Consider the following 12601-nt stretch of genomic DNA (forward strand, 5'->3'; position numbering starts at 1 on the left):
TATACAAATGCTGGTCCGCCGTCTGACATCTTCGCCGCTTTTACTGGCACTTCTGGGCCTGCTTCTGCTGCTGATTCCGTTTCTGCTGGCCGGCTCGCACAGCTATCTGTTGATAGATGATAATCTGGATGCCGAGCTTTCAGTTCCCTATCTGCTGGCTAGAACGGGTACGGCCCTGAATTATCAGGCTTCAGCTATCATTCCGCAGGTTATGAACGGGCTGCCGCGTAATGCCCTGCGGCCCGGGCTGAGCATTACGGTGCTGATGTTTGAGCTGCTGCCCCCGTTGCCGGCCTACCTGATTCATATGGCCTTGGTGCGGCTGGCGGGCCTGCTGAGCATGTATGCCTTGCTGCGGTTTTGGCTGCTGCCCCGACCCGAGCAGCGCCCGTTGGCCGCAGGGGTAGCCCTGGCCTGGGCGCTGCTGCCGGTTTATTCTATCTACGGAATATCGGTGCTGGGGCAGCCGGCTGTGCTGCTGGCCGTGCGAACCCTGCAGCAGCGCCGGACCACCTTTTGGCCGTGGCTGGTTTTGCTGGCTTTTCCTTTATGGTCGATGATGGTGTTGGCCGGGCTGTTTATTTTGGCGGGGCTGAGTGCCTGGCTTTTTTGCGTTGATGTGCGTCATCACCGGGTTAGCTGGCGGGCGTGGGCAGGCATCGGGATTCTGACCATTAGCTATGCGGTGGTAGAATATCCGCTGCTGTCGGCTTTGCTGCACCACCAGTTTATACCGCACCGCCTGGAGTTTGATTTCGCGCAGTTAGCGCCGCATACCCTGCTAGGACAGATAAGGAGTGCCCTGCAGCAGTTTCTGTTGGGGCAGTACCATAGCAGTCTGTTTTTTCGGGGCCTTATGCTGATGACGGTATTGCTGGCCGCCTGGCAAGCCCGCCGCATGGCCGACCTGTTTCCGCTACGGACTATCCTCAGCCTGCTCTTGGTTATTGCCGCGCTGGCCGTTTTCTGCGGATTTTATCCGTCGTTTTTAGCCCTGGTGCAGCCTTTGCTGCCCCCGTTGCGCACCTTCAACCTTACCCGCTTCAGCTTTCTGAGCCCACTGCTCTGGTTTATCGTGTGGGTAATTGCCCTGCGCGCGCTGCCGGTTGGGCGTGGCCGGGCTGCCCTGGTAGCCCTGCAGCTGGTGCTGGTGCTGGCTATGAACCGCGAATGGACGTTGACCGTGCGGGAGCTGCTGGGGCGCCCCGCCCCACACGAGCCCAGCTACCAGCGCTTTGTGGCCCCGGCGCTTTTTTCCCGGGTGCAGCAGGATATCCGCCAGCACACCGGGCAGGCGCCGACGCAGTATCGGGTGGCGTGCCTGGGCCTGCCGCCGGCCGTGGCGCAGCTCAACGGTTTCTATACCCTGGATAGCTACCAGAACAACTACCCGCTACCCTACAAGCATGCTTTCCGGCGCATTATTGCCGGCGAGCTGGCCAAAGACCCGCTACTGCGCGCCTATTTTGATGCCTGGGGCAACCGCTGCTACCTGTTTGCGGCCGAGTTGGGGAAAAACTTCCGCGTGGGGGCCGGACAGCACGCGCCCATTCAGCATTTTGCGTTCAATGCCCGGACCTTTCAGCAGCTGGGAGGGCGCTATGTACTCTCGGCGGTAGGGCTGGCGCATCCCGGGCAATCCGGCCTTCGCCTCAAGGGCGAATACACCAATCAGGAGGCCTACTGGCACCTGTACGTGTATGAAGTAGCGCCTTAAGCAATTGCAAAAAAGCCGCGCCGGCGGGCTTAAAAAGTATGGCTTCCCAGAGGAAAAAAACACCGAATTCCCGCCGGAAAACCTGTAGATTTGACTTTTCGGTGTGTGAATAATGGCTAAAAATACATACAAGCAACCCGCTGCGCCGGTTTCGCGGGCTTCTAATGAACCGCGTGCCGCCCGCAACCAGCCCCGGCCGGTAGCCGAGGCTCCGCGTGAGGAAAGACGCTCATCTCCTAAGGCCGCCAAAGCGCCCAAGGAGCCGCGCCAGCCCCTGAAGCTGCCCTCTTTTCAGGGCGTGTTCAGCTTCCTGCGCGACCGGCGCTTTCAGCTATTTCTGGGCTTTTTCTTTCTGCTGAGCTCCATCTACCTCACCATTGCGTTTCTCTCGTTCCTGCTGACCGGGCACGCTGACCAAAGCGTGGTGCAAAGCGTGGATAGCACCTCCGTGAAGGAAGCCGGGCAGGAGTCGGGCAACTGGCTGGGCCTGCTGGGTGCCGTGGTGGCGCAGGTGTTGATTTACAAGGGTTTTGGCGTGGCTGCTTTTGCCGTTATTCCCATTGTATTCTTCCTGGGCTACAAAATTGTCTTCCGCCGGCAGGATGTATCCATCAGCTACGTGCTGGCCCTCTGCCTGTTTGTCATGGGCTGGCTGAGCGTGCTTATGGGCTACGTGGTGCTCACTTTGGAAGCGCCCGATGCCGACCCCGCCCTGGCACATAGCCTCGACTTCCTGAGCGGCGGTATTGGCTATGAAGTGGCTCTTTGGCTGGACAGCCTCATTGGCTGGGGCACAGTGCTGCTGCTGGCCTTCCTGCTGATTTCCTTCGTGGTGTTCTTCTTCAATGTTACATCCCTCAACCTGCGCCGCAGCACAGAAGGGGAGGAGGCTGATGATACCAGCAAACCAGTGGATGCGCCCTCATATGAGCGGACAGGCGCGGCTTTTAGTTCGGCCGACAATGGCGCCGCTGCCCTCCTGGAAGAGGAGGAGGACGAAGAAGAGCCGCTTGGCATGACCCTGAAGCGCGTAGGTTCACCCGTAACTCCCGCCGCCCGAGCCTCTGAATTGGAGCCGGAAGAAGAGGAAATTGATGAGCCGGTGGTTACCAGTGGCTCCATAGCCGGCCCGGCATTCAATGTAGCCCCCACGGCCGCCATGCCCCTAAGCGTAGCGCCAGCGGCCGCCGCTAGCGCCGTAGCCAGTGCCGCCCTGAAAGCCGGCGGTATGGCTGCTGGCCCCAGCTTCTCCATTGAAGCCCCCGCCGACCCCGAGCCCATTGCTGCCCGCGTGCCCACTCCCTTGTCTATGGCTGACCTGGCCGACGACAACGCCCAATTGCCCGCCCGCCGCGAAGTAGTAGCCAAACCCGCCCTGCAAATAGAGGACTCCACAGAGCTGGACCCCGCTGCCGGCGCCGATATGGCTACCATTGCCGATGAGGACGAGGACATGGAAACCATGCCCGCCGTGAACTACGACCCCACGCTGGACCTCTCGCGCTACCAGTACCCCACGCTGGAGCTGCTCAACGACTACGGCGTGGCCAAGGCCCAGGTAAGCAAGGAAGAGCTGGAAGCCAACAAGGACCGCATTGTGGAAACCCTGGGCCACTACGGCATCAACATTGCCAGCATTAAGGCCACCATTGGCCCCACGGTTACGCTGTATGAAATTGTGCCCGATGCCGGCGTACGCATCTCCAAAATCAAGAGTCTGGAAGATGATATTGCCCTAAGCCTGGCCGCTCTGGGTATCCGCATTATTGCCCCTATTCCCGGCAAAGGCACTATTGGTATTGAAGTGCCGAACACCAAAAAGGAAATGGTAAGCATCCGTTCGGTGTTCAGCACCGAGAAGTTTGCGCACACGGAAATGGATTTGCCCATTGCCTTTGGCCGCACCATTACCAACGAAGTGTTTGTAGTAGATCTGGCCAAAATGCCTCACTTGCTCATGGCCGGTGCCACGGGCCAGGGTAAATCGGTGGGTCTGAACGTTATTCTGGCCTCGCTGCTGTACAAGCGCCACCCGGCCCAGCTGAAATTCGTGCTCGTCGACCCGAAAAAGGTGGAACTCAGTATCTTCAACAAGATTGAGCGCCACTTCCTGGCCAAGCTGCCCGACACTGACGAGGCCATCATCACCGATACCAAAAAGGTGGTGAACACGCTGAACTCCCTGTGCATGGAAATGGACCGGCGCTACGACCTGCTGAAGGACGCCGGCTGCCGCAACCTGAAGGAGTACAACCGCAAGTTCATTGAGCGTCGCCTGAACCCGAAGAAAGGCCACCGCTTCATGCCCTTCATTGTACTGGTGATTGACGAGCTGGCCGACCTGATGATGACGGCAGGCAAGGAAGTGGAAACGCCCATTGCGCGCCTGGCCCAGCTGGCCCGTGCCATCGGTATTCACTTGATTGTAGCTACGCAGCGCCCTTCGGTAAACGTTATTACGGGTATCATCAAGGCCAACTTCCCCTGCCGGATTTCCTTTAAGGTGACCAGCAAAATCGACTCGCGCACCATTCTGGATGCCGGCGGCGCCGACCAGCTGGTAGGCCAGGGCGACATGCTGATTTCTCAGGGTTCCGATATTATTCGGGTGCAGTGTGCCTTCATCGATACGCCGGAGGTAGACCGTCTCTGTGACTATATCGGTGAGCAGCAGGGCTACCCCGATGCTTACTTACTGCCAGAAGTGGTAGGCGAGAGTGGCAGCGGCAGCGGCGATGCCGAGGATTTTGACCCGACCAACCGCGACAGTATGTTTGAGGAAGCCGCCCGCGTGATTGTGACGCACCAGCAGGGCAGCACTTCCCTGCTGCAGCGCCGCCTGAAGCTGGGCTACAACCGCGCCGGCCGCCTGATTGACCAATTGGAGCACGCCGGTATTGTGGGGCCGTTTGAAGGCAGCAAGGCCCGCGAGGTTTTAATTCCCGATGAATACAGTTTGGAACAGTTGTTGAATAGCCTGCCTAAGTAAGAATTCGGAAACAGCAAAAGAAAATAGAACTTCGCGGCTGTTTACGGATGTTGAGCGATTCGCAAGGAAACTCTCGGCCCGGTTCTTGGTTCTTATTGCTTAGCTCTGATTTCACTTCTTCTTTCTTCTAAATGAAAAAATTCTTGTCTCTGCTGCTCCTGTCCGCTACTGCCGTGCAGATTGGTTACGCGCAGCAGGATCCGAAAGCCGGCAAAATTCTCGACCAGATGAGTGCCAAATACCAGGCCCTCAATGGCTTTAAAGCTGCTTTCACCCAAACCCTGGAAAACCCCACTGCAAAGGTGAAAGAAAACCTTAGCGGCGACATAACCGTGAGCGGCACCAAGTTTCGGCTGAAAATGAATGGCCAGGAGGTCATCAATAACGGCCAGACCATGTGGACGTACATGAAGTCGGAAAACGAGGTGAATATATCCGACTACGACCCGGAAGACCAGGATATCTCGCCCTCGCAGATTTATACGCTTTACAAAAAAGGGTATAAGTATTCCTACGTGCAGGAGGCCAAGGAAAACGGGGAGGCCGTGGATGTCATTGAGCTTTCGCCTGAAGACCGCAACAACTCCGTGTACAAGGTGCGCCTGAATGTTAGCAAGAAGGACCGTTCCGTAAAAAGCTGGAAGATGTTCAAGAAGAACGGCAACCGCTACACCTTCACCATCAAGAAATTCCAGCCTAACCCGCCCATGGATGCCACTACTTTCTCCTTCGATAAAGCCAAGTACAAAGGCGTGAAGGTGATTGATCTGCGCTAAGCGAATTTAATTACACCGTTCGGCCCGTTTCCGTTTGCACGGAGGCGGGCCGTTTTGGTTTTTTCCCGATAAATTTAAGCCGGTAGTAAATTATATTTTCATTCTTTGTGGCTTGGTAGCGTGGCAATTTCTATGCGGGAAGATTTTCTCCATTACGTCTGGCAGCAGCAGTATTTCGATAAGCAGGCGCTCCGCACCCACACCGGGGAAGAAGTAACGGTGCTGCACCCCGGCTTTCATAACACCGATGCCGGCCCCGATTTTCTGAATGCCCGCCTGCAGTTGGGCGAGGTAGAGTGGAATGGCGCGGTAGAAATACATTTGCGCGCTTCTGACTGGCGCCGCCACCAGCACCAGACCGATGCGCGCTACGACCAGGTCATTCTGCACGTGGTGCTCACCGACGACCAGCCCGTGCTTCGTACCGATGGTACGCCCATTCCCACGGTGGCCTTAGCAGGGCGCATACCCTTGGACATGCTGCACACCTATCAGCAGCTGCAGGCCGCGCCACCCGCCACCTTACCCTGCGCGCCTTTTTTGCCCCGGATACCGGATATCACGCGTATTTCGATGGTAGACCGGGCCTTGCTGGAGCGCATGGAGCGCAAAGCGGCCACGGTGCAGCTGCTCCATCAGCAGCTGGATAACGACTGGGAAGCCACGGCCTGGCATGTGCTGGCGGCCGGCTTTGGCTTTCGCAAAAATACCGAGCCGCTGGCCCGGCTGGCTAAAGCGCTGCCGCTTCGGGTTCTTCGCCGGCACCGCCACAATTTACTGCAAACAGAAGCTCTGCTGTTTGGACAAGCCGGCTTTTTATCAGCCACGGAGAATAATACAGATGACCTGGCCGATGAATACGTGCAAAAGCTGGTGACGGAATACGAATTTCTTCGCCATAAATACGCCCTGGAGAATACCGGCCTGCAGGAGCACGAATGGAATTTCCTGCGCATGCGTCCGGCTAATTTTCCTACCGTGCGGCTGGCGCAGCTGGCCGCGCTGCTGCATGCCCGCCCTCTGTTATTTGATGCACTGCTTTCCGCCCAAAATGTGGCCGCACTGGAGCAATTCTTCAGTGCCAAAAGCTCAGCGTACTGGCATACTCATTACCGTCCCGGCCGTGCCGGTAATGTACCGGCATTGGGCCGCAGTAGTATGCACCTGTTAATTATAAATGTGGTGGTACCCCTGCGCGTAGCCTACGCCCGCACAGTAGACCAGGCAGAGCAGGTAGAAGCTGCTTTACACTTACTTACCCAGCTGCCCGCGGAAAAAAACCACATCCTGGCGCTCTATGAAGGCCTGCCTTTCACCCAACGCACCGCCGCCGACTCCCAGGGCCTTTTGATGCTGGCTACGGCTTATTGCCAGCCGCTGCGTTGCGTAGAGTGCGCCATTGGTAGCCGTATTCTGCGGCATAACTCAGTTCTGAAGTGAGCGTAGCCGTTGCCATCCTGCTAAATGCGGGCGTACTAACCCTCCTATTTTGGTGGCTTCAAAAACAGCGGCAGGAGCCCCGCATGGGCTGGTTGCTATGGCCATTGTTTGCAATTAAGCTAGTGGTGGCCCTGTTATCCGTGTATTATATATCAGCTGACGCAGAATACTTTCAGGAATGGGCGGGATTAATGCTACAGCAAGCCTTGACTGATCCTTCGGGCTGGATTGCAACACTAGGCGGAGAAACTTTCCGGTTTCAGGGGCAGGAACTGGTATTTCATGGCTTCTCGAACACCTTCTTTTTTATAAAGCTGCTGTCGGTACTAAACCTGATGACGGGCGGCATAGCCTGGCTGAATGCTTTGTACCTCTCCGTATTCAGTTTTATGGGGTGCTGGCAGCTGGCCAAAACAGTGGGGCATTTATTCCCGGATACTCCACCATTAGCCGGCCCACTGGCCTTGCTGGCCTGGCCCAGCGTGGTTTTCTGGTCGGCGGGAATAACCAAGGAGTCGGTTCTTTTGGGTAGCCTGGCTTGGTTGGCTGCGTGGGTACTGCAGAAAAGCTATGGTGGCGTTTTGGTGCGGTGGTATTCGGTGGTGGGAGTTTGTTTACTCACCTGGTTGTCGTTTAAGATGCGGTTTTTCTTTGCCGTGTTCCTGCTTCTGGCGCTTGCACATCTATTATTAATCAGGGTGCTGCAGGGGATAAAGCTCCCACTGGCTAACTGGGCGCAGGTAGGCTTTTTGTTCATGCTTTTTACTGGGGGCGCGTGGTTTGCCGGAATGGTCAGTCCGGTTTTTCGCGCTAATAAATTCACCAGTCAGCTTATCTACAGTTATTCTGAGTTGGAAAAAAAATCAAAAGACAAGCCCCATCTACAGTATCAGAACCTAAAGCCAACCCTAAGCAGCATTGCCAGCTATGCGCCGCTGGCTGCCTTGAACACAGTTACGCGGCCCTTGCCCGGCGAGGGAAAAGAGTTGAAATATTTGGTCAGTGGAATAGAAAATCTGGCGCATATTGCACTCCTGCTCCTGAGCGTGTGGGCCGTGGTGCGGGGCAGGGCCGGCAAGCTGCCTTTCACGGTGGTGCTGGCTTTTGGGTTCTACTGCTTTATGCTGGCGGCTCTGATTGGACTGACCACCCCCAACCTGGGCACCCTCAGCCGGTACCGCGTAGCGTTTCTGCCTTTCCTGGTCCTGTTGCTCTTACAAAACGACTACGTAGCGCGCTGGCTGCAGCTCCTGCGCTGGCGGCGGTAGCTTGGCAGGCGCGCAAAAGGGCCGTATCTTTGTGGTTTATACCCTATCGGCGGCCTGCTTGCGGCCGCTTGCCCCGCATGGAAAATCCTGTCATTATTCTTGGTGCCCAATTGGTTGGTACTGCCGCCCTCGAGGCCTTTCTCAGCAACGATGTAGTGGTGTATTGCCTGCTCGATGACGATGCCAAATTGCAGAACACCGAGCTTAACGACGTGCCCGTAATGGGCAACACCCAGGACCCTGAGCTGCTGAAGCTGCTGGGCAAAAAGTGTGAAGTATTCGTTGCTACCGAAGACACCGCCAGCCGGCGCAGCCTCACCAGCATGCTGCAAACAGAGTACAGTGTAGCCAGCGTCAATGCCATTCATGCCCGGGCCAGTGTATCGGAGTTTGCCTGGTTAGGCCACGGCATTCTGGTGGGCCCCAATGCCGTGATTACCAGCCGTACCAAGGTTGGAGATGGCTGCATTATTGGTGCTAATGCCGTGGTAGATGTGAAAGCGCAGGTAGGTGACTACGTGCAGATTGGTGCCGGCGCTATCCTGAATGCGGAGGTGGAAGTAGGCGACAATGCCTTTATTGGTGCCGGGGCTGTGGTGGTAGCCGGCGTAAAAATTGGGGCCAAAGCCCGCATTGGTGCTGGCTCTGTAGTGGTGGCCGATGTGCCCGCCGGCCAGACTGTATTCGGTAACCCAGCCGCTAAAGTTTAATTACTAATTCTTAATTATTAATTCAATTAAGAAATGGACTACCTCGTTCTGCTGTATTACTGCTACACGCCCCTCGAGAATCCGGAGCAGTTTAGGGAAGAGCATCACCGCCTGTGCCTGAGCCTGAACCTGCGCGGCCGCATCATTGTGGCGGCCGAAGGACTAAACGGCACCGTATCCGGTACCATTTCCGATTGTGAGGAGTACATGCGGGTGGTGAAAGCCGATGCCCGCTTTGCCGCGCTGGAGTTTAAAGTAGAGCCTGCGCCGGCCCATACTTTCCAAAAGCTGCACGTGCGCGTGAAGCCGGAAATTGTGAACGTAGGTCTGCCGCACATTAAGCCCTATGAGCGCACTGGCGTGCATTTATCACCCACCGAGTTCCGCGACCTGAAAGATCAGGACGATGTAGTAGTGCTGGATGTGCGCTCGGACTACGAACACCAGTTGGGCCGCTTCAAAAATGCCCTGACGCTGGATATCGAGAACTTCCGCGAGTTCCCGGAGAAAGTACAGGAGCTGGAGCAATACAAAGGCAAGAAAATCCTGACCTACTGCACCGGCGGCATCAAGTGCGAGAAAGCCAGCGCCTTCCTGCTCGACCAGGGTTTCGAAAACGTGTACCAGCTGCACGGCGGCATCATCAAGTATGGATTGGAAGCCGGTGGCGAGGATTTCGACGGCAAATGCTACGTGTTTGATGGCCGCGTAGCGGTGGATGTGAACAGCGTGAACCCCACGCTCATCTCCGAATGCCACCAATGCCACACGCCCTCCGGGCGGATGATTAACTGCGCCAACCCGCATTGCAACCTGCACGTAGCCATGTGCGAAACCTGCGGTCAGCAGCTGGATGGGGCCTGCTCCGAATCCTGCCGGCAACACCCTGATAAGCGCCCTTACGACGGTACCGGCGCCTATCCCAAAAACAGTAATCATTACAGCCCGGAACAAGGCCTGCTTTCATATCGGCCACCGGCCCTAAGCTAGCATATTCCGGTTTTCCGGTATCCTGCGCCTGCCCGGGACGTATTAACCCGGGCCGGCGCAGGATTTGTTTTTCTGTTACCGTACCTTATCCTTGCTCAGCGCCGAAGCTGCTTCCCGCGGCGGGCTGTTGCGCTTTCCATCTGATTCCCCATTCTTTCCCCAGTTTCTCTCCCATGCCCATTCCCGCCTCAGAGCTGATCCTAAACCGTGACGGCAGCATCTACCACCTCAACCTGCTCCCTGATCATTTGTCGGATACCATTATCACGGTAGGCGACCCGGAGCGGGTACCCATGGTCAGTCAGCATTTCGACTCCATTGAGACCCAGATTCACAAGCGCGAGTTTGTGACGCACGTGGGCAACTACATGGGCAAGCGCATCACGGTCATTTCCACCGGCATGGGCACCGATAACATTGACATTCTGCTGAATGAGCTGGATGCCTTGGTAAACATTGATTTCGTCACCCGCGAGCCCCGCTCCCTGGAGGAGCGCATTGCCCTGCGCATTGTGCGCATCGGTACCAGCGGCGCGCTGCAGGAAGATGTACCGCTGGGCTCGCACCTGGTTTCTGAGCACGGTGTTGGGCTGGACTCCCTGATGCAGTTTTATCCCCTGGTAGAAACGGGCCTCGAGGTAGAAGTGGCCACCGGTATTCAGCAGGCGCTGCAGCTAGGCTACCGCCCGTATTGCGTGCGTGGTTCTGACCTGCTGCGCGAGCAGCTGGGTGCCGGCATGGTTGTAGGCAACACCCTGACCTGCCCCGGTTTCTACGGCCCGCAGGGCCGCGTATTGCGGCTGGATCTGCGCCTGCCGGATTTGATTCAGCAGTTCCAGAACTTCCGCCACCACAGCGCCGAGGGCGAGTTCCGCCTGACCAACTTCGAAATGGAAACGGCGGGCTACTACGCGCTGGGCCGCATGCTGGGCCACGAGGTAGTGTCGCTGAACGCCATTGTGGCCAACCGCGCTACGGGCGAGTTTGCTACCAACTCAGAGGTAGTTATCAACGACCTGATAACTCAAACCCTCAACCGACTGTAAGCCGTGAATAGCCTTTAGCGGTTTAATTCTGCTGACGAATGTTTGTTAGATTAAAAAGAAGCCTCGCCGGTTCTCCGGTGAGGCTTTTTTTTGTACCCTATCTATTGATCGGGCAGAAGCAATTAAAAGAAATCAAAACCCAACACCGAGCGCAAAGGAATGGAAGCCCCGGACTTCAGGGTTAGGAATTCAGCATCGGCGGCCCACACGGTAGTGCAAACCCGTTTTACGCTACCATCAGCAGTCTGGAAGTAGATGTCTACTTTCCCGTGGTACCCATTGCCCAGAGTAGCGGCTCGCTCCGCTTCGTGCTGGCGCCAGAGCCGGTCGGCGGGCAGGGAAAGCACATCCACGGGTGAGAAATGCAGGCTATCCAGCTGCTCTTTATCAATGATTTCGGAGGATTGTTCAAGCGTCAGCATAGGTGTGGCAGAGTTAGAGCGTGACTCTGTTAATATGCTGATAAAATGCGAGAAAAGCAGTGTTAAACCGGGTATTAATTGCGGCGTTAACGCTTATTTAAAGCAGAATTCCAGGAAGTGTTTACTCAGACAATTTCCGCCAGGAAAGCCATGGTATCTACGCCATCCGCATAGTCGGAAACAGACGGTTCCTGCGCGCGCCCGAAAGGGAAGCTGCCGGCGTACAAGCCCCCGGCTGACACAATGCACTGTGTTTGCGCGGCCACATCTGTGAGCTTATCGGCCAGGTCCACCTCGTGCTGGTACGCCTGATAATGCACCACGGAAATAGGGGAGACCAGCTGTGGGTTTTCCGTCACCAGTAGAAAGCCGGAGTCGAAGTGCGGCACCCGGTTTACCAGCAGAATGCTCTTGTTGTAGTCGTAGTTGTTCTGGTATTTGTGGTGGTTCAGCACGTGGTTCCAAGGCTCCAGAGAATCGAGCAGATCCGTAAACTGATAGCCCACCGGCACATACAGCTTGCTCACGTTGCGGCAGCCCAGCCCGTAGTAACGGAACAAATCAGCACCCAGCAAACCCAGGTCGTGCACCGATTCGCGGCCCGTAAGCACGGCCAGGCTGGTGCGGTTGCGGCGGATAATATGGGGCTTCTTGCCAAAATAATAATCGAAGTAGCGGGCGGTGTTATCGGAGCCGGTGGCAATGAAGGCATCGGCCGCGTTTAGGCGCTCCACAAACTGCAGGCTGTCGGAAAAGCGTGGCTCTATTTTGAGCAGCTCATCGCCCACCCATTGCATTAGCACGGAGTCTTCCTTGCTGGGCTTGGCCAAGAGCCGATGGCCGCTGAGCAGCACGCAAAGCAAATCATGAAAGCCTACCAGCGGAATATTTCCGGCCATAACCACACCAATCTGGCGCGGGGTTTCGGGCTCCGGCGGGTAGCGGGCGGCCCAGTGGCGCAGGGGCTCTTCATCCAAAAGGCGCGCAATGCCGTTTATAGCGGCAGTTACGTTGGGTTTGTCAAACCAGGCGTTCTGGTTGCGTGCCCGCGCGGCCAGGCCGGTTATTTCATCTTCGGAAAGCTGTTGCAGGCGCTGGCCCAGGGCTACAAAGGCAGCGAGGCGTTCGGAATGAGTCATCGGGACGGAAAGGGAAGAAAAGCGTAATCAGCAAAAAACTCGCAAGAGTAACGGTTAGTTTCTACTTTTGCCTGCCAAACTGTTGCCGGCGGGCGCATGTTGCT

Annotated in this window: 10 protein-coding genes; 8 read left to right on the forward strand and 2 right to left on the reverse strand. The window is 56.5% G+C overall.

The features are described 5' to 3' along the window. The first annotated feature begins 7 nt into the window (after positions 1-7). From PK28_RS18980 to PK28_RS09145, 8 genes are all read left to right on the forward strand, one after another. Entirely contained in the window at positions 8-1717 is a 1710-nt protein-coding gene (locus PK28_RS18980; RefSeq protein WP_048825801.1) for a DUF6044 family protein, read from the forward strand. Positions 1718-1829: 112 nt separating this feature from the next. Further along, the gene (locus PK28_RS20125) at positions 1830-4706 is read left to right on the forward strand and encodes an FtsK/SpoIIIE family DNA translocase (RefSeq protein ID WP_044513455.1); all 2877 of its coding nucleotides are present in this window, start codon (positions 1830-1832) and stop codon (positions 4704-4706) included. 131 nt (positions 4707-4837) lie between these two features. Next, entirely contained in the window at positions 4838-5482 is a 645-nt protein-coding gene (gene lolA1, locus PK28_RS09120; protein WP_044513456.1) for an outer membrane lipoprotein periplasmic chaperone LolA1, read from the forward strand. A 132-nt stretch (positions 5483-5614) separates the two neighbouring features. After that, positions 5615-6922: a DUF2851 family protein gene (locus tag PK28_RS09125; RefSeq protein ID WP_044513457.1), complete on the forward strand. Its 1308-nt coding sequence runs from the start codon at positions 5615-5617 to the stop codon at positions 6920-6922. Positions 6923-7128: 206 nt separating this feature from the next. After that, a complete protein-coding gene (locus PK28_RS09130; RefSeq protein ID WP_156126321.1) occupies positions 7129-8190 on the forward strand; it encodes a hypothetical protein in 1062 nt (353 codons plus the stop codon). A gap of 77 nt (positions 8191-8267) precedes the next feature. Next, entirely contained in the window at positions 8268-8900 is a 633-nt protein-coding gene (locus tag PK28_RS09135) for a NeuD/PglB/VioB family sugar acetyltransferase (protein ID WP_044513459.1), read from the forward strand. Between the two features lie 33 nt (positions 8901-8933). Beyond that, entirely contained in the window at positions 8934-9890 is a 957-nt protein-coding gene (gene trhO, locus PK28_RS09140) for an oxygen-dependent tRNA uridine(34) hydroxylase TrhO (RefSeq protein ID WP_044513460.1), read from the forward strand. Positions 9891-10063: 173 nt separating this feature from the next. Further along, a complete protein-coding gene (locus PK28_RS09145) occupies positions 10064-10936 on the forward strand; it encodes a nucleoside phosphorylase (RefSeq protein WP_044513461.1) in 873 nt (290 codons plus the stop codon). Positions 10937-11058: 122 nt separating this feature from the next. Here the strand turns inward: PK28_RS09145 and PK28_RS09150 are convergent, their stop codons facing one another. Next, entirely contained in the window at positions 11059-11358 is a 300-nt protein-coding gene (locus PK28_RS09150) for a hypothetical protein (protein WP_044513462.1), read from the reverse strand. 125 nt (positions 11359-11483) lie between these two features. Beyond that, positions 11484-12497 carry an aldehyde dehydrogenase family protein gene (locus PK28_RS09155; protein WP_044513463.1) on the reverse strand — a complete coding sequence of 338 codons (1014 nt, stop codon included), beginning with the start codon at positions 12495-12497 and terminating at the stop codon, positions 11484-11486. Between the last annotated feature and the right edge of the window lie 104 nt (positions 12498-12601).

The organism is Hymenobacter sp. DG25B (assembly GCF_000801315.1).
GTDB lineage: Bacteria > Bacteroidota > Bacteroidia > Cytophagales > Hymenobacteraceae > Hymenobacter.